This window comes from Pandoraea sp. E26 (assembly GCF_000681415.1).
GTDB classification, from domain to species: Bacteria; Pseudomonadota; Gammaproteobacteria; order Burkholderiales; family Burkholderiaceae; genus Pandoraea; species Pandoraea pnomenusa.
Genome location: NZ_AYXJ01000002.1, coordinates 1 through 18,140 on the forward strand (window position 1 = coordinate 1; position 18,140 = coordinate 18,140).

The window sequence follows — 18,140 nt, forward strand, 5'->3', positions numbered from 1 at the left end:
GGCGTGGTCGCCGTGGCGCTTGCCGCGGTGAACGTGTTCGGGGGCTTCCTCGTCACGCAGCGCATGCTGGAGATGTTCAAGAAAAAAGACAAGGCCCCGGCGAAGACGGCGGCCAACGACGAAGCCGCGGCAAAGGGAGCGCACTGACATGAGCATGAATCTTGTGACGCTGTTGTACCTGGTCGCGTCGATCTGTTTCATTCAGGCGCTCAAGGGCCTGTCGAATCCAAAGATGGCGCGCCGGGGCAATGCCTTCGGCATGATCGGCATGACGATCGCCGCGCTGACCACCGTGGCGCTGATCTTCGAGTTGCGTAAGCTCTCGAACGGCAATTTCTCGGGCCTCGGCCTGATTCTGGCGGGGCTGGTCGTCGGTGGCGGCATCGGCGCATTCGTCGCCCGCAAGGTCGAGATGACGAAGATGCCGGAGCTGGTCGCGGCAATGCACTCGCTGATCGGTCTGGCGGCCGTGTGCATCGCGGTGGCCGCCGTGGCGGAACCGGCCGCGTTCGGCATCGTGCCGGCCGGCGAGACGCTGCTGCCGCCGGGCAACCGCATCGAGCTGTTCATCGGCACGTTCGTGGGCGCGATCACGTTCTCGGGCTCGGTCATCGCCTTCGGCAAGCTCTCGGGCAAGTACAAGTTCCGACTGTTCCAGGGTGCGCCGGTGGTATTCAAGGGCCAGCACATGGTGAACCTGGCGCTGGCCATCGCGATGCTCGGCTTCGGCATCGCCTTCTTCGCCTCGCAGAGCTGGACGCCGTTCGTCATCATGACGGCCATCGCCTTCGTGCTCGGCGTGCTCATCATCATCCCGATCGGCGGCGCGGACATGCCGGTGGTCGTGTCGATGCTGAACTCGTACTCGGGCTGGGCGGCCGCGGGGATCGGCTTCTCGCTGAACAACCCGATGCTCATCATCGCGGGATCGCTGGTGGGGTCCTCGGGCGCGATTCTCTCGTACATCATGTGCCGCGCGATGAATCGCTCGTTCTTCAACGTGATCCTGGGCGGCTTCGGTGCGCAGGCCGGCGCCGGCGCCGCGGGTGGCGAGCAGCAGCAACGCCCGGTCAAGTCGGGCTCGCCCGACGACGCCGCGTTCCTCATGAGCAACGCCGAATCGCTGGTGATCGTGCCGGGATACGGCCTCGCCGTGGCACGGGCCCAGCACGCTCTCAAGGAGCTGACCGACAAGCTGGTGGAGAAGGGCGTGAGCGTGCGCTACGCGATTCACCCGGTCGCGGGCCGCATGCCGGGGCACATGAACGTGCTGCTGGCAGAGGCCGAGGTGCCGTACGACCAGGTGCTCGAGATGGACGAGATCAACGGCGAGTTCGGCCAGACCGACGTAGTGCTGGTGCTCGGAGCGAACGACGTGGTGAACCCTGCCGCGAAGAACGATCCGCAGTCCCCGATCGCGGGCATGCCGATTCTCGAGGCCTACAAGGCCAAGACGATCATCGTGAACAAGCGCTCGATGGCTGCCGGCTACGCCGGTCTGGACAATGACCTGTTCTATCTCGACAAGACCATGATGGTATTCGGCGACGCGAAGAAGGTCGTCGAGGAGATGGTCAAGGCGGCCGCCTGATCGCCTGAAGCCGCGGCAGGCAACGTTTGACGCGTAAGGGGCGCGCCGCGCTGTGCGGCGCGCCGGAGTCATTCCGATGGCTCGTTGGCTCACTTCCTCGCAGGGCACTAGCACATGAACGTATCGCTGAGACAACTCAAGGTCTTCATGGTCGTGGCGCGCAGCAAGAACTTCAGCCGCGCAGGCGCCGAGATCGGTCTGACACAACCGGCCATCAGTCGCTGTATCAACGAACTCGAAGGTCAGCTTGGCCTGCGTCTGGTCGATCGCACGACGCGCGAAGTCGCGTTGACCGACGCCGGCATCACCCTCGCGAGCAGCCTCGATCGCGTGCTCGACGAGCTCGAAATCGCGTTGCTGCAAACGCATGGCGCCGAAGCGCGCACCACGGGCCGCGTGCGCATTGGCGCGGCACCGACGATTTCCGCCACGCTCCTGCCGCGTGTGCTGCTGGCATCGCAGGCGACGTATCCCGACATTGCGCTCGCGCTCGTGGACCAGATGCAGCGGGCGGTGCTCGACAGCGTGCGGGCCGGCGACGTCGACTTCGGCATCGTGGTCGCCCCGCAGGGGGCTGACGATCTCACGACCGAACACCTGATGAGCGAGCCGTTCTGCCTGGTGTGCCGAAGCGATCATCCGCTCGCGGAGCAGGGCGCGGTGCACTGGTCGGAACTGTCTGGCGAAAACCTCGTGCTGCTCAATCAGAGCTCGGGCAGCCGGCCGCTGATCGACCGCGCGCTCACGACGCAAAAGGTCCAGGGCAACATCACGCAGGAGCTCGGTCACGTCAGCACCATTTTCCGCATGGTGCAGGAGGGCCTCGGCGTGAGCGTCCTGCCGCCGCTGGCATTGCCGTTGCCCGAGAACTCGACGCTGGCCGTGCGCCCGCTGCTGCCGGCGTTCGAGCGCAACATCGTGCTCGTGCGGCGCAAGAACCGCTCGCTCTCGCCGGTGGCGCACACCGTTTGGGAACTGATCCACCGTGTCGTGCGCGAGCGCAACAAGGGATTTGCGATGACGGCGGCGCGCGAGGTGGCTGCCCAGACCACCTCGACCGAATGAATCCGCGATTCGAATCAAGCACTTGCATCGATTCCTCAAGTACTTGTCCACAGACTTGAACACAAAATCTGTGGATAAGCGGGGGCGCGGGCAGGGTAATCTGCCCGCGTGTGCCCGCGCCTGATGCCTTTGAGCGAAATTACCTTTCCGATCAAGCGGTTGGCGGCACTGCGCAGTTCGTTGTCCACAGCTTTGTGAACAAAAACGGTGGATAAGTCTTCGCCGCCGTGCGTTCCCGCCCCTCGACGCCTGTCCCGACGGTCACGACATCGCGGGCCGGCGACCACTCCCCACAGCGCAACGTCGCATTGCCAAGATGCGCTGCCGCGCCGATGCCTAGGATGCCTCAGGGCCCCCTTCCGGCACCGGGTACGGCAGGTTGTGCCGTGACCCGGGGCTTCGTTCCCCGATCAGGAGTGTTCGATGTTTCCTTCCCTGCCGCCTTGCGCGCCATCAGCGTCATCCGGATCTTCCGCGCCTGCCGCACCGCCTTCTTCTCCCACACCCCCGGGCCTCGCCCCCATCGCCGATGCGGCGTCACATCAAGACGATACGCGGACGTACCCTGCGCAGGCATGCGCGCCGGCATTCGACCGCGAGGCCTGTTGCCAGCTCTGGCAATCGGACGTGGCGCACCTGCGCTGGCAATTCGCGGCGTTGCCGCCGTCGAGCACGCAGCGCGCCGCACTGCGTTCGGCGGCCGTAATGCCCGCGGGCAAGATTGCGGCGTTTCTCGAACCGCTGCTGGCCCGCGACCCGGCCGGGCGGGCGTTGGTCGGCGAGCACGAGCAACTGGCCTTGCGGGAGGTAATCCTGCTGCCGGCCGACCGGATCGGCATCGACCTGCTGCGAGACGCCGGGCTGTCGGAGGAAGCCGCGCATGATCTGTGCGACCTGCTCCAGGAAGCGCCCGAGGACGCGATCATGGAAGCGCTCGTCGAGTTCGGTGCATCGCCGTCTCCGCTCGCGACGTGGTGGGCGCAGGCGGCAACCTCGGTCGACGACGTCGGGGCGCGCGACGCTTGCCGTGCGCTTCGCGTATTGCAACTGGCGGGCTACCGCCAATGGCCCTTCGACGAGCCGATCTGGCGCGGGGCGGTCATGCTGGCGGCACGGGCGTTGCGGCTCGATCCCGTGTCCGGCGAGCCTCGCAACCCTTTCCTGGGGCGGGCTTTGCTCGATCTGCTGCCGCGCAATCCGCAGGCGCAACGGCTGATGACGACATTTACCGGCGAGCCCGTTCTGCTGTTCGCGATGCGCCACGGCATGCCGGCGGCGGCCGTCGACATCATGTTGTCGCTGGGGTTCGATCCCAATGTGCCGTCGCCCCATGCTTGCGCGGTGGCTGGCGACGCGGTGCCTGTCTTGCCGGAGGCGCGTGCGTTGCATTACGCGGCCATCCACGGGGATATTTCCACGCTCGGGTTGCTGGCCTGCCATGGCGTGGATGTCAACGCGCGGGACGCGCGCGGGTATCCGCCCATCCTGTATGCGAAAGCGGGCGCGGCGACGCTGCATGGCGGTAATCCGTCGACAATCGTGCGTATCGCGGGCCGCACCGACCCCAGGTTGCGCGACGATACGGCCGCGGTGGTGCGCATGTTGTTGAGCCTTGGCGCCGACCCGCGACTGTGCGGTCGCGATGGGCTGAGCGTCGGGCGAGCGTTGGTGCTCTCGGTCATGGCGGCGCGCGACGGCGGCGGGCGCGCGCATTGGCCGGCGTTCGAGGCGCTGGTCGTCAAGCTGTGCGATCTGGGCGTGCGCTTCGATACGCCGCATGGCTGTGGTGTACCCGAAGTCATGGCGTTCGCGGCGAGTCATGCGGCGGATCGTCCGGATGACGCCATCTGGTCGCTCGGCGAATTGTTGCGCAAGCTGTCCGCCTGGTAATCCATCGGCCGTCGCGACGCGGCGGCCGGCGTTCTCCCCACGCGTTTCCATTCATGTGGCAGTGCACGGCAATGTCACGCAGAGTGCGTTAGAATTCGCCTCAACGAGTTCCGCATCGCGCCGGGGCTGCCTCACGGTTCTTCTCTCACGACAACGCAGTGTTCTCTGCCGCGTCTTTCCGGTTCTTCTTGCGATTCCCATGACTTCTGACACGACGAAGCCACGCGGGGGCTTTTGGCCTGCGCGCGCGGCGACGATGGCCTTGCTGTTTTGCAGCGGTTTCCTGTATGCGACATGGGGCGTGCACGTCCCCACGGTGAAGGCCATGTTCGACCTGAACGATGCGAACCTGTCGGTGGCGATGTTCGCGGTCGCCGGCGGCGCGCTCCTGACCATGTCGCGCATGGCGCGCTGGGTCGGGCGCGCGGGCAGCCGCCGGGCGAGTCTGCAATCGGGCATCGCGCTCGCGCTCACGAGCGCATTCATTCTGTCGATGCCGAACTACTGGGGCCTCGTGGGCTGGCTCGCGCTCTACGGCGCGGCGAACGCCACGTACGACGTGGCCGTCAACGCACAGGCCGCGACGCTCGAAGCGCGTTACCGCAAACCGATCATGGCGTCGTTGCATGGCTGCTTCAGCCTCGGCGGCATGTCCGGCGCGATGGTCGGCGGCGCGTGGCTCGCGCATCAGGGCTCGCCGCAGTGGCACGTCGGTCTTGCCGCATTGGCGTGCGCTCTCGTGATGGTGGTCGGCGCACGCTATCTCCAACCGGACATGCTGCCTGGCGAGGCGCCGGTCGACGCAGGCAAGTCGGGCAAGTCGGGTGATACGCCCGTGGCGCGCACGCCGCTGCCCGTGCTCGACGAGGCGGCGCGTCGCAAGTTGCACCGAAGGCTCACGGGCTTCGGCATTCTCGCGTTTCTCGGCCTCGTGGTCGAGGGCGCCATGTACGACTGGACCGCCGTGTACATGCGCGAGGTGGTGTCGGCGCAGGGCGCCTGGATCGGCGCCGGCTACGCCGCGTTCTCACTCGGCATGGCCGGTGGCCGCTTCGGGGGCGACCCCGTGCGCGCCCGCATGGGTGGGGCGCGCCTGTTGCGCGTGAGCAGTCTGGTTTGCGTGGGCGGAGTGCTGATGGCGCTGCTCTGGCGAGTTCCGGCGGCAGCCGTTGCCGGCTTCGCGCTCGCGGGGCTCGGACTCTCCAACGTCATGCCGGTCATGTTCGCGGCATCGGGCGAAGCGGCGCGCGCGGGCGGCATGGCGAGTGCCGAGGCGATCGCCGTCATGGCACGCCTGGCCTATCTCGGATTGCTCGTGGGACCGGTCGTGATCGGGGCAATGGCGCACGGCGTCAGTCTGCCGTTCGCGTTGGGTGCCGGTCTGCTCTGCATCGTGCCGATCGCGCTGCTTGCCCCGACGATGCTGGCGGGCGTCGACGCTCGCGCCGGGCATTGAAGCCCGGTCGCGTCAGACTTCCGAGCATGCCTGGCGCCGAGGCGCGCCAGGGTTATGTAAGTTACGTCAGGGTGACTGAGACCTCGCCGATCCCGTCGATGGTGCCGCGCAGCAGACCGGGGCCGCTCGCCGGAATCATCCCGACGTAGGAGCCGCAAGTCACGATCGCGCCGGCGCGCATGGTGATGCCGCGCTTGCCATTGTGGTTCACGAGCCACGTGAACAATTCGCGCGGATCGCCGCCGGTGTTGTGTCCCGCGCGCATTGGCGTGATCGCGGCGCCGTCGAGCGTGAACGACAGCTTCGGCTTCATGTATTCGAGCGAGCCCGTGTAGTCGCGACCGCTGCCAACGACCAGCGCGCCATTGTTCTGCAGATCGGCAAGCGCGAAGCGACTGTCCAGTCCGGTCTGGGCGAAGCGGCTGTCGGTGATCTCAATGGTGGTCAGCGTTTCACCAACAAAGAGCAGCGCGTCGCGTTCGTCATAGCGCCCCGGCTTGATGTCGCGCGCCAGTCGAAACGCGATCTCCAGTTCCAGCCCGGGGCGAAAAAAGTTGCCGAGCGCCAGCGCGCCGCCAGCCTCGCTGACCACCGACGCGGGAATCGGCGCGCAATTGTGCACGTCCATCGGCGATTTCGCGCCGACTTTCCACGCGGCAATCGTCTCGCCGAGCAGATCCAGCGTGCGCAATTGCACCGCGTAGGCCGCATTGGTGTCGACCGGCAGCCATGCGGCCGGCGCCGTTGCAATGGGCGTGTCGCCGCGGCGCGTGTCGGCCAGCAACTGTGCGAGCGATTCGACGGCGGGGGAAGTATCGAACATGGGCGGTGTCTCCGGAATTTGGGGTTGCGTGAGGCCGAAACGGCCGTGCGTCGGCAGCACATTGCCCCACATCCTATACAAGATCGCGGCGATATTGCGCACTGCAGCGAACTGTTGCGTACTCAGTGAAAACACCACCTAACATAGTCAAAGTGGCGCTGATCTGCGAGAATCAGACTTCGTAATATTTCGTAATATTTCGTGCGGCATGGCAGCGGTCGTGAGCGCCGTGGCCCGCGAAAGTGCAGTGCGTGCAGTCGATGACCTTCCCTTCAAGCGAACGACCTGGCCGAGCCTATGCACTCCGTGACCCTGAACGCCCTACGAGATCCCGCCGTCCACCCGCCGGACGACGCGTCGCAACCCATTAGCCGACGCGCGTTGCATCTGGCTGTGATGGATCGTCTTCGCAGAATGATTACCGAGGGCATGCTGCCGCCCGGCGCCCACCTGAACGAACGCGCGCTCTGCGAACATCTTGGCGTCTCGCGCACGCCGTTGCGCGAGGCACTCAAGATGCTGGCCGTGGAGCGGCTCATCGAGTTGCTGCCCAATCGCGGCGCGCGTGTCGTCATGCTCTCGTCGTCGGACATCGCCGACGCCTTTGAGTTGCTCAGTGGGCTCGAAGCGCTCGCGGGCGAACTGGCCTGCGAGCGCATCACACAGGCCGAAGTCGACGAGATACAGGAATTGCATGGCGCGATGGATGCCTGCCACGCCAATGGCGATCTGTCCGGCTATTTCGACTGCAACCAACGCATTCACGATCGCATCAATGCCGCCGCGCGGAATCCGTCGCTCACCCAGATGTATCAGTCGGTGAATGGCCGCCTGCAGGCGCTGCGGTTCGGTTCGAACCTGCACGCCGGAAAATGGGAGCGGGCCATCGACGAGCACGTCGCCATGCTCGACGCGCTGCATCGGCGCGACGGGGCGGCGCTCGGGCGTCTGCTGCGCGCGCACCTCAAGGCCAAGTGCGCCACCGTGCTCGCCAACAGGCGCGCCGCCGCCTGATCGGCGCGCGCTTGCCGGGTATCAGGCGGGCCGACGCATACTCACCAATCCCTCGTTGAGCATCGCCGCAACGTACGCGTCGGTCTTGCTGCGCAAGTGCGCTTCCATCAAGGTCCGCAATCGCTTGCCGTCGCGCCGACGCAGCAACGCGAGCATTTCCGCATGTTCGTCCACGGCCTGACGCCAGCGCTCCGGCGTTGGCGTCAGGCGCTCGCGCACGTGCCGAAGCCGTGCATTGAGATTGTGGAAATATTCGGCGAGCGGCGCGTTGTCCGCCATGCGCAGAATGCTCAGGTGAATCTGCTGGTTCAGTGAAAAATACGCCGCGTGGTCGGTGCGCGCGTAGGCCGACTCCATGGCCGACTGTAACCGCGCCAGTTCGTCGAGGTCGGCGTCCGTCGCCTTCTCGCACGCCTGCTCGCCCGACAGGCCTTCGAGCACGGCCATGACCGCAAGCAGATTCACCACCTCGTCCACACTCACGCGCGCCACCCGGGCGCGGCGTGTTTCCGATATCTCCACGAGCCCTTCGTTCGCCAGCCGCTTGAGCGCCTCGCGCAGCGGCGTGCGCGATACGGCCAGCGCGTCGCACAGCGCGCGCTCCGAGAGCGGGGCGCCGGGGCGCAACTCGCCGCGCACGATGCGCGCCTTCAGGGCCTCGTACGCGGTGGCGTTGAGCGAAGCGGATGTGCTCATGCGTGAAGCTCGTCAAAAAATGGAATGCCAATTTTGATGAAGACGCGACACAACGTCAACGGGGGAGCGCTGAATTTCCCACGTTAACCCTTAATTCATCGATTCCTTCTTGCCAATCAGCCGCTGGAGATTCTATCGTTTACAAAAAATTGGTATACCAAAAATCTCTGACGGCCAACGGCCGGCAACGCAAGGAGGCAATGTGACATCGACCGTTCTGACCGAGCGGCTGGGCGCCATCGTGGTCGTCACGCTCAATCGTCCCGAGAAGCTCAACGCCCTGACCAAGCCGATGTGGCAGGCGCTCGGAGACACGATTCTGACGTTGTCCGAAACACCGGACGTGCGCTGCATCGTGCTGCGCGGTGCGGGACAGCAGTCGTTCGCCCCCGGCAACGACATCGCGGAGTTCGAGACGGATCGCGCCAACGTGGAGCAGGCGCGCGCCTACGGCGCCCTGATGCACCGCACCCTTGACGCGCTCACACATTGCCCGGTGCCGCTGGTAGCGATGATTCATGGCATCTGCGTGGGCGGCGGCATGGAAATCGCCTCGGCCTGCGACGTGCGCATCTGCGGCGAGTCGAGCCGGTTCGGCGCGCCCATCAACAAGCTGGGGCTGGTCATGGCGCATGCCGAACTTTCGGGGCTCGTGCGTCTGCTGGGGCCGGCGCGGGCGCTCGAGATTCTGCTCGAAGGACGCATCTTCGACGCGCAGGAGGCGGCGCGCATCGGTCTCGTCACGCGTGTGGTGCCCGACGCCGATGTGACGCGCGAAGCCCTCGCCAGCGCGCAGCGCATTGCCGACGGGGCGCCGTTGGTCGCGCGCTGGCACAAGCGTTTCGTGCGCGAGCTCACGAGCGGCGAGCCGCTCACGCCGGCGCAGATCGACGAGGGCTTCGCATGCTTCGGCACGGCCGATTTCCGCACGGGCTATCGCGCCTTCCTTGCGAAGACGGCCCCGGTTTTCGAGGGGCGATGACATGCGCGAATCGACGACATCGACGAAATCGACGGGACGGGTAAGCGGGCCGCTGCAGGGCGTCAAGGTCATCGAGCTGTCGCACATCATGTCGGGACCGGTGTGCGGGATGATGCTGGCCGACATGGGCGCGGACGTCATCAAGGTCGAGAAAATGGACGGCGACGATGCGCGCCGCTTCGCGCCGATTCTCTCGCATGGCGAGTCGGCATCTTTCATGATGCTCAACCGAAACAAGCGCGGCATTGCGCTCAATCTCAAGACGACGGGCGGCCAGGCGGTGCTGCGCAAGATGCTCGCGAGCGCAGACGTGGTGACGGAGAACTATCGCAAGGGCACGATGGAGAAGCTCGGCCTGGGCTACGAGACGCTGCGCGAGGCGAACCCCGCGCTCATCTATTGCGCCATCTCCGGCTACGGGCGCACCGGTCCGTGCGCCGACAAGGGCGGCTTCGACCTCATCGCGCAGGGACTCTCAGGGCTGATGAGCGTGACCGGGGAGCCCGGGCAGGCGCCCATCAAGGCGGGCTCGCCGATTGCCGACATCAACGCGGGCATTCTGGCGGCGCTCGGCATTTCCGCAGCCTACGCCCATCGGCTGCGCACGGGCCAAGGGCAGATCGTCGACACGTCGCTGCTCGAAGCCGGTTTCCAGCAGATGTACTGGGCGGCGGCCAACTTCTTCGCGAGCGGCGAGAATCCGCCCAAGCTCGGCTCGGCCAATCCGACGAGCACGCCTTACCAGGCGTTTCGCACGAAGGACGGCTGGGTCAACATCGGCGCGGCGAACCAGGCGAACTACGAGCGCTTGCTGCAGGTGCTCGACGCGCCCGAGATCGCGGACGACCCGCGTTTCGCGACCAACGCCGGGCGCACCGCGCATCGCGCCGAACTCGTCGAACGGCTTACCGCGTACCTCGTGCGCGATACCACGCGGCACTGGGTCGAGCGCCTGGACGCCGTTGGCCTGCCGGTCGGACCGGTGCTGTCGATCTCCGAAGCCGTCTCCCATCCTCAGATCGTGGCGCGCGACATGGTGGTGGAAACGGTGCACCCGCTGGACGGCACGACACGCAGCATCGGCCTGCCGATCCGCTTCTCCGAGACCCCGAAATGCACCGGCGGACCCGCACCGCGCCTTGGTGAACACACCCGTGAGGTGCTGGCCGAGTACGGATTCGACGCCGGGCAAATCCGCGAGCTGATGATGCAGGGAGCGGTGCACGCGCTGGAGGAGGGCACATCGACGAGTGCGTGACGTATTCGTCGCGCCATGCATGCGGATTTTCCGCGTCTTGATTCGCGATAGCGAACTTCCCTTCCGTCGGCGGGTCGGTTTTTGAACGGGCGCAGGATTGGCCACCGACAAACCTGATCCGACGACGTCGTCGCAAGGAGGGAAGGCATGACCCCAGGCAGCATCTTTCGCGAACCCCGCTCATTACCGAGGCTTCCCGGGAGAGCCCGATGGCCGAGCGCGAGCGACGCGCGTACCATAGGGCTCCATGCGCTCGCGCGCCCCCAGTCGCCGACGGGGGCCACGATCCTCTCCTGTTCGCGAGGTGAGCATGCCGGCACGTATTGAAGATTACGCAATGATTGGCGATTGCCGCAGCGCTGCGCTCGTGGCGCGCGACGGCTCCATCGACTGGCTCTGCTGGCCGTATTTCGATTCCCCCGCCTGTTTCGCGGCCCTGCTCGGCGGCGCCGAGCACGGCCGCTGGAAGCTCTCCCCCGACGATCCGCATGCGACCTGCACGCGGCGATACCACGACGACACGTTGATTCTCGAGACGCGCTTCGAGACGGTAGAGGGCTGCGTGGCTGTGATCGACTTCATGCCGCTGCGCGATGGCGCCGCGGATCTCGTTCGGCTCGTCAAGGGCATTCATGGCACCGTGTCGATGTCGATGGAGTTGATCCTGCGATTCGATTACGGCGCGTCGGTGCCATGGTCGCGTCCGCTCGACGACGACGATCCCACGGGCCCCGGCATGCGCCTGATCGCGGGCCCCGACAAAGTGGTGCTGCGCACCCCGGTGCCGATCGAGGACGTGCCCGGCCGGCTGCGCGCGCGCTTCGACGTGAACGCGGGCGAAACGGTACCGTTCGTGCTCTCGCGCGTGCCCTCGCATCACGCCGATCCGCGCGAGATCGATCCCCTGGCCGCGCTAACGGACACCGAGCGCTACTGGCGAACCTGGGCGAATCGCTGTCAGCTCGACGGTCGCTGGGCCGAGGCGATTCGCCGCTCGCTGATCGTGCTCAAGGCGCTCACGTTCGTGCCGACCGGCGGCGTGGTGGCCGCGCCGACGACGTCGCTGCCCGAGCAACTCGGGGGAGAGCGCAACTGGGACTATCGCTACTGCTGGCTCAGGGACGCCACGCTCACGCTTCAGGCGCTGATGCTCGGTGGCTACTACACCGAAGCCACCGACTGGAGCCAATGGCTGGTGCGCGCGGTGGCCGGCGCGCCCTCGCAAGTGCAGATCATGTATGGACTGGCCGGCGAGCGGCGCCTGCCCGAATGGGTGGTCGACTGGCTGCCCGGCTACGAGGGGGCGAAGCCCGTGCGCGTGGGCAACGGCGCGGTCGGCCAGCTGCAGCTCGATGTGTATGGTGAAGTGATGGACGCCCTGCATCAGGCTCGCCTGGGTGGATTGCCGCGCGACGAGGCGACCTGGGAGGTGCAGACCAAGCTGGTGGCGCACCTTGAGACCGTATGGCGCGAGCCCGACGAGGGGATATGGGAAGTACGCGGCGGTCGACAACACTTTACGTATTCCAAAGTGATGGCGTGGGTGGCATTCGATCGCGCCATCAAGTCGGCCGAGCGCTTCGGATTGCCGGGGCCGGTCGATCGGTGGAAGCAGTTGTGCAAGGAAATCCATGCCGATGTGTGTGCTCACGGCTTCGACAGGGAGCGCAACGCGTTCATGCAGGCGTATGGTTCGTCCGAAATGGACGCGAGCGTGCTCATGATTCCGCTCGTCGGCTTTTTGCCGGCGGACGACCCGCGGGTCGTCGGCACGGTCGAGGCGGTCGAGCGAGAGCTGATGGAGGGTGGGTTGGTGCAGCGCTATCGAACGAGCCGTGTCGACGATGGCCTGCCGGCCGGCGAGGGCGCCTTCCTCGCGTGCAGTTTCTGGATGGTCGATTGCCTGGTGATGCTGGGCCGTCAGCGCGACGCCCGCGCCCTGTTCGAGCGCTTGCTCGCGCTGCGCAACGACGTTGGGTTGCTTGCCGAGGAGTACGACACGCATCATCAGCGTCAGGTTGGCAACTTCCCGCAGGCGTTCTCGCACATTGCGCTCGTCCACGCGGCGATCCGTCTCGACGCACTGGCCAGCGACGATCGGACGGACGGCGAAGACGGCGTCGCACCGGTCGATGAAGAACGCTTCGAGCACGTCGGATATCGGGCGATCCGCGCCTGATCGTGTTCCGGCGGCGGGCGGGGCAGGTCTGAGGTCCACGCGCTCTGCGCTCGAGTACGGAGAGCGGCAAGGAGTGCTGGGTGGGGTTAAAGGAATTCGATAAGGATGCCGTAATACCTTTCGAATCCTTACCAAAACTTACCGACCCTTTCACGGAGCTCTCTCCCCTCTGTATGGCGACCATCATTCCGATCAAGGGCAGTGCGACTTCCGGCCTGCTCGACGTATGGCAAGCCCACATTCAGCAACAGCAGGTCGACAAGGCGCAGGCGGCGGTCAGCACGTCGAACCCCGGCGGGCAATCCGATTCGGCCAATGCCGGCAGTGCTACCGGAGCGTCGGCGACGGGCAGCGCTGCCGCGGGCGGCCGCGACACGCGCGACGGCCGTGGCGATGGTGCCGATAGCGGTGGCGAGAACAATAACAACACCGATTCGCGCCGGATCGACGCCAATATGGTCGAGATGGTGCGTGGCGCACGCGACGGTGCGCGCCAGATGGGCAAGGCGGTAAGCGATGTCGGCGACGCCAGTGGCGCGGATCCCGTCGTGGCGCAGACCATCAAGAAGCTCAAGGCGATGCTCGCCAAGGTGATGGCGCAGCTAGACGCGGTGCGCAACAATGACCGCATGCCGCCCGATGAAAAGCTCCAGATGACGGCCAGCCTCTCGTCACAGGCCATGTCGATTCAGGCGCAGATTCTCGCGCTGATGAATCCGCTGCAGACGCGAGGCAGCAAGGTCAATACGACGGCCTGAGCGCTTCGCAAGCGGCCGTCGGCGCGCGTGCGCCGCTAATGGCGGCGCACGCGCGGTGGGTGCGACCGATCCCGAGTCGCGAGCGCATGGCTTACTTCTTCACCAGCGCGCACTTCGATTCGGCCAGCGGCGCGAATGCCTTGTCGGCCGGGATGGTCTCCAGAATCTTGTACAGATCCCACTCCGACTTCGATTCGGCAGGCGTCTTGACCTGTACCAGCAGCATGTCGTGGACCAGTTTGCCGTCGGCGCGAATCTGACCGTTGCGAATCACCGGGTCGTCGATCTTCATCGACTTGAGCTTGGCCATCACGGCGTCCGCATCATCGGTGCCCGCCGCCTGAACGGCCTTCAGGTAGTTCAGCACGGCCGAGTACACGGCAGCCTGCATCATCGTCGGCATTTTCTTGTGCTGCGCGTAGAAGCGCTGGGCGAACGCACGCGAGCGATCGTCCTGATCCCAGTAGAAGCCGTTGGTGAGAATCATGCCCTGGGCATTCTTCAGCCCCATGCCGTGGACTTCCGTAATGAGCGAGAGCAGCGGGGTGAAGACCTGCTTGCCGCCCTGGATCATGTTGAACTGGGACGCCTGCTTGACGGTGTTGAGCGTGTCCGTGCCCGAGTTCGCCAGCGCGATCACCTGGGCGCCGGACGTCTGCGCGCGCAGCAGATACGACGACAGGTCGGGCGAGTTCACCGGATGCTTCACCGAGCCGACGACCTTGCCGCCCTGGCGAGCGAGAATTTCACTCGCATCCTTCTCGAGCGCATGGCCGAACGCGTAGTCGGCAGTGATGAAGTACCACGACTTGAGTCCGCGCCGCAGCAGCGCCTGCGACGTCGAGTTCGCCAGCGCATACGTGTCGTACATCCATTGCACACTGTGCGCCGTGCACTGCTCGTTGCTGATGGCAGACGAGCCGGCGCCCGTCACGAGGGCGATCTTCTTCTTCTCGTCGGCAATCCGGTCCACCGCCAGCGCCACGTTGGAGAAGGTGAGGTCGGTGATCATGTCCACCTTGCCCCGGTCGTACCACTCGCGCGCGATGGTCGCGCCCGTGTCGGTCTTGCCTTGCGAATCGGCGGACACCAGCTCGATCGGGGCGCCAAGCACCTTGTGCTCGCGCGAAAAGTCGTCGATCGCCATCGACGCGGCCACCACGCTGCCTTTGCCGGCGTTGTCGCTCGACACGCCCGACAGATCCGTGAGCACGCCGATTTTCACGACGCCGTCGGAAACGTTGCCGCCCGGCGCGGCATGTGAAGCCGTCGCCGAGACGGCAGAGAGAACCGTGGCGCAGGCCGCCACGGTGATCGTGCGGCGCAGGTGGCCGGTGAAGCTGGACATGGCTTGTCTCCAATGTTCGAGTTATCGCGATCCGCCGGCCGTCGTCTCTCGTTATCGTGCTGGAGGCGTGAGCCGCCGGGTCTCGAACATCTTAAACATCACGTAATCGATTGCGCAATCCGTAATGCGCGAAGTGGGGCATCGGGTTTTCCTGACCTTTCGCGTTTGCCGGAATCGAGGTATGCCCGGGGACGGACGCGATCCCGTGGGACGGCATTTTCATCCGGTGAGAACGGTCGAGGTGGAATTTTGGAAATCCCGGACTTTAATTCAGGAATGCGACATAATTCCGCGTATTGTCGACGCCGGATATTTACAAGCGCGATTTCGCGCTTCCCCCCAGATGCCGACCGTTTTCCTGATCGACGACCATGCGATGTTCCGCGAGGGTCTCCTGCTGGCGTTGCGTGCGGGGACATCGGAACTCGATTTCGAGGCTTTCTCCGACGGCGAGTCGGCGGTAGCGGCGCTCGCCGGTCGCCCCGACGTGCGTGCCGTCATGTCGGACTATTACCTCCCCGATCTGGCCGGAGCCGCGTTGCTTGCCCGGTTGCGCGCCACACGTCCCGACCTGCGCCTGCTGGTGATTTCCGCGTCGGAAGACCGTCAGGATGTGCGCTCTGCGCTGATCGCGGGCGCGCACGGTTTCGTGCACAAGTCCGCCGACAGCCACACGTTGATCGGTGCCTTGCGCGCGGTGCTTCGCGGCGAGCGGTATTTCCCGGCGGGACTGGGGGACTGCGACGTCGAGAACGATGCGCTCGCCGGTCCCCGCACGCCTGGAGACGGCACGGAATTTTCCGACGATCGCTCGATCGCCGAGCGGCTTTCCGGACTCACGCCGCGCCAGCGCGAGGTTTTATTGCTGGTCTGCGACGGCTTGCGAAACGGTGAAATTGCTGCGCGGCTTGGCATGACGGAAAAAACAGTCAAGGCGCACGTGTCTGCCGTGCTGGCCGGACTGGGAGCGCTCAATCGCACGCAAGCGGCCACGCTTGCACGGCGCGGTGGGCTTCTCGGCAAGCCCTCCTGAGGTTTCAGGCGTCGCGCACGATATCCTGAGGGCTGGACTGCGCGCCAAGCGTCTGTTCGATTGTGCGGCGCAGCAGTTGAGCGTCCACCGGCTTGTGCAGCAATGGCCATGCGCGTGCCGACGCTTCCACGAGGCGCTGCGGATCGGTGTCCCCACTCATCAGAATCGCCGGAATGGAGTCGTCGCCGAACTCTTCGTGCAGACGATCGATCGCGTCGATGCCCGTTTCGTGGTCGCGCAAGCGGAAGTCGCTGACGATCAGGGCCGGCCTCGCTCGTGCCGCCACGGCGGCGAGCACGATCTCCTCGCCGCTGGCGCCCCTGACCGTGCGATAACCCCAAGTGTCGAGCAGCAGACAGAGCCCGTGAAGGTTTTCCGCGTCGTCCTCGATCACGCAAATGAGGGGGCCGTCGATTTGCCCCGATCTGTCATGTGACGAGAGCCCGCCTGATGGTGCCTCGTGTGCGGGACGCACCGCCTGAGCGTCGGCAATCGGCACGCGCAATCTGAAGACACTGCCGCGCTCCGGCACGGAACGCACGGTCAGCGGGTGGTCGAGCAAATCCGCGGTGCGCCGTACGATGGCCAACCCGAGGCCCAATCCCTTCGATCGATCGCGTTCCGGGTTTCCGACCTGATGAAACTCCAGAAATATCTTGTCGAGATCGGTGTCGGAGATGCCGACGCCGGTGTCCCAGACTTCGATGAGGATGTGAGGCCCGCGTCGACGCCAGCCGATGAGCACGCCGTCTCGCATCGTATGGCGAATGGCGTTGTCGAGCAGGTTGCGCAGTACGCGTTCGAGCAACACCGGATCGGAACGCACGGCGACCGCCTCGCTATTGCGGGCCGCGTGAACGCGCAGGATCAACCCTTTCGCTGCCGCTTGCGGTGCATATTCCAACTGGAGTTGATCGATGATCGGCGCAAGTCTCAGGGCTCGGGGTTTGGGCTGGATCACGCCGGCATCCAGCCGTGAGATGTTGAGCAGCCCGTCGAAGAGTTGTCCCATTGCGAGGGTCGCGCGACCGATGTGGTCGACCAGTTGGCGGCTGCGCGCGTTGAGTTGCTGCTCGCGCAGCACGCCGACATAAAGGCTCAGGGCATGCACCGGTTGCCGCAGATCGTGGCTGGCGGCGGCAAGAAAGCGAGATTTGGCCAGATTGCTGCGCTCGGCGGCGTCGCGCTCCACGGCGAGCCGCGCCATCAGGTCGTCGTTCTCGAAGCGCATCGAAAGCGAGTCGATTTGCGTGAGGTACATCCGGTAGGCAAATGCGAAGGTGACCGCCAGATAAACCGATCCCGCAACCGCGAGCGTGGTCGGAATGGTGCCGCCAAGGGCGGCCAATGCGACGAAACTGGGCGCGTAGTAGGGCACTTCGAACGCCAGCAACACCGGTGGATGAATACAGTACGCGTAGATCGCGCCGGTGCCCAGCGTGAGGAGCCCGACGATGAGGAACGTTTGCTGGGCGGCGGGCGCCTGCCAGAGCCAGACGGCGAGCGGAACGCCCCAGAGCAGACCCGCGGCGAGCGAGCCGACGCGCACCCGCCAGTCCCACCGTCGGACTGCAGCGATGTCGACGCCGCCGGTGTCGGCGCGGCTCGCACGCTCCTTTCGGCGGCGGCGTACGCCGGGATACATGACGAGGGCCGATGCGCGCCACAGGGTGAGCACCGCCTGCGCTCCGGCCCAGAGCAACAGATCCCGTAAGGGAAATACCTCGTGCAGCACGGCCACGATCAACCATACCGTCAGGAATGAACCGGCCAGCGAGACCGGCAAATTCGCATGGAGCGCAGCCAGACGCGCGACATAGACGTCCGTCGCGTGGGCATCGAAAGGGGCTTTGCCAGTCTGGGACGGCGGCCTCGGCGCATGGGCCGGGGGCGGGGCAGTGTGAGGGTTCGAGGACGGCGAGCGTCTCGACGGAGCGTCAGGAGCGTGTGATGTCACGGAGCGGGCTTCAATGGGCCGTTGCGCGTCGGGAAGTTGCGGCTTCGGATAAGTCTCGAGTCTCCCACGGAAATTTCCGCGGCGCATGGG

The 18,140-nt window shown here is 65.7% G+C and carries 16 protein-coding genes; 12 read left to right on the plus strand and 4 right to left on the minus strand.

Annotation, left to right across the window (positions count from 1 at the left end; all coding sequences use genetic code 11):
• From W930_RS29380 to W930_RS25355, 5 genes are all read left to right on the plus strand, one after another.
• Positions 1-147 (plus strand): proton-translocating transhydrogenase family protein (locus tag W930_RS29380; protein WP_036655622.1); only part of this gene is annotated, 147 nt, incomplete at its 5' end.
• A gap of 1 nt (position 148) precedes the next feature.
• Complete coding sequence (locus W930_RS0100035; protein ID WP_023596912.1) at positions 149-1,591, plus strand: NAD(P)(+) transhydrogenase (Re/Si-specific) subunit beta; 1,443 nt, start codon at positions 149-151, stop codon at positions 1,589-1,591.
• A gap of 114 nt (positions 1,592-1,705) precedes the next feature.
• Positions 1,706-2,656 (plus strand): LysR family transcriptional regulator, encoded by a 951-nt coding sequence (locus tag W930_RS0100040; RefSeq protein WP_023596911.1) that lies wholly within the window; start codon positions 1,706-1,708, stop codon positions 2,654-2,656.
• A gap of 627 nt (positions 2,657-3,283) precedes the next feature.
• Positions 3,284-4,546 (plus strand): ankyrin repeat domain-containing protein, encoded by a 1,263-nt coding sequence (locus W930_RS0100045; RefSeq protein WP_023596910.1) that lies wholly within the window; start codon positions 3,284-3,286, stop codon positions 4,544-4,546.
• Positions 4,547-4,802: 256 nt separating this feature from the next.
• Entirely contained in the window at positions 4,803-6,002 is a 1,200-nt protein-coding gene (locus W930_RS25355; protein ID WP_024788796.1) for an MFS transporter, read from the plus strand.
• A gap of 61 nt (positions 6,003-6,063) precedes the next feature.
• Here W930_RS25355 and W930_RS0100055 read toward each other — a convergent pair whose 3' ends face one another.
• Entirely contained in the window at positions 6,064-6,825 is a 762-nt protein-coding gene (locus W930_RS0100055) for a 2-keto-4-pentenoate hydratase (RefSeq protein WP_028730717.1), read from the minus strand.
• Positions 6,826-7,221: 396 nt separating this feature from the next.
• Here W930_RS0100055 and W930_RS0100060 point away from each other — a divergent pair, with 396 nt between their 5' ends.
• Entirely contained in the window at positions 7,222-7,839 is a 618-nt protein-coding gene (locus tag W930_RS0100060) for a GntR family transcriptional regulator (protein WP_223272125.1), read from the plus strand.
• A 21-nt stretch (positions 7,840-7,860) separates the two neighbouring features.
• On the opposite strand, the gene W930_RS0100065 is transcribed toward W930_RS0100060, so the two are convergent.
• Entirely contained in the window at positions 7,861-8,535 is a 675-nt protein-coding gene (locus tag W930_RS0100065) for a GntR family transcriptional regulator (RefSeq protein WP_023596906.1), read from the minus strand.
• A 2-nt stretch (positions 8,536-8,537) separates the two neighbouring features.
• Between W930_RS0100065 and W930_RS29975 the strand changes: the two genes are divergently transcribed.
• From W930_RS29975 to W930_RS0100085, 5 genes are all read left to right on the plus strand, one after another.
• Positions 8,538-8,741 (plus strand): hypothetical protein, encoded by a 204-nt coding sequence (locus W930_RS29975; protein ID WP_145929440.1) that lies wholly within the window; start codon positions 8,538-8,540, stop codon positions 8,739-8,741.
• The gene (locus tag W930_RS0100070; RefSeq protein WP_023873593.1) at positions 8,738-9,517 is read left to right on the plus strand and encodes an enoyl-CoA hydratase-related protein; all 780 of its coding nucleotides are present in this window, start codon (positions 8,738-8,740) and stop codon (positions 9,515-9,517) included. The genes W930_RS29975 and W930_RS0100070 overlap by 4 nt, the downstream gene beginning before the upstream one ends.
• A 1-nt stretch (position 9,518) precedes the next feature.
• Positions 9,519-10,775 (plus strand): CaiB/BaiF CoA-transferase family protein, encoded by a 1,257-nt coding sequence (locus tag W930_RS0100075; protein ID WP_023873595.1) that lies wholly within the window; start codon positions 9,519-9,521, stop codon positions 10,773-10,775.
• Between the two features lie 310 nt (positions 10,776-11,085).
• On the plus strand, positions 11,086-12,954 hold the full coding sequence (locus W930_RS25360; RefSeq protein ID WP_023596903.1) for a glycoside hydrolase family 15 protein: 1,869 nt from the start codon (positions 11,086-11,088) through the stop codon (positions 12,952-12,954).
• Between the two features lie 173 nt (positions 12,955-13,127).
• Positions 13,128-13,712 carry a hypothetical protein gene (locus W930_RS0100085; RefSeq protein WP_023596902.1) on the plus strand — a complete coding sequence of 195 codons (585 nt, stop codon included), beginning with the start codon at positions 13,128-13,130 and terminating at the stop codon, positions 13,710-13,712.
• A gap of 91 nt (positions 13,713-13,803) precedes the next feature.
• On the opposite strand, the gene W930_RS0100090 is transcribed toward W930_RS0100085, so the two are convergent.
• Positions 13,804-15,060: an ABC transporter substrate-binding protein gene (locus tag W930_RS0100090; protein WP_048806571.1), complete on the minus strand. Its 1,257-nt coding sequence runs from the start codon at positions 15,058-15,060 to the stop codon at positions 13,804-13,806.
• A 343-nt stretch (positions 15,061-15,403) separates the two neighbouring features.
• Here W930_RS0100090 and W930_RS0100095 point away from each other — a divergent pair, with 343 nt between their 5' ends.
• Positions 15,404-16,093 (plus strand): response regulator transcription factor, encoded by a 690-nt coding sequence (locus tag W930_RS0100095; protein WP_023596900.1) that lies wholly within the window; start codon positions 15,404-15,406, stop codon positions 16,091-16,093.
• Positions 16,094-16,097: 4 nt separating this feature from the next.
• On the opposite strand, the gene W930_RS25365 is transcribed toward W930_RS0100095, so the two are convergent.
• Positions 16,098-17,879, minus strand: a complete 1,782-nt coding sequence (locus W930_RS25365; RefSeq protein WP_023873597.1) for a hybrid sensor histidine kinase/response regulator — start codon at positions 17,877-17,879, stop codon at positions 16,098-16,100.
• Positions 17,880-18,140: the final 261 nt, after the last annotated feature.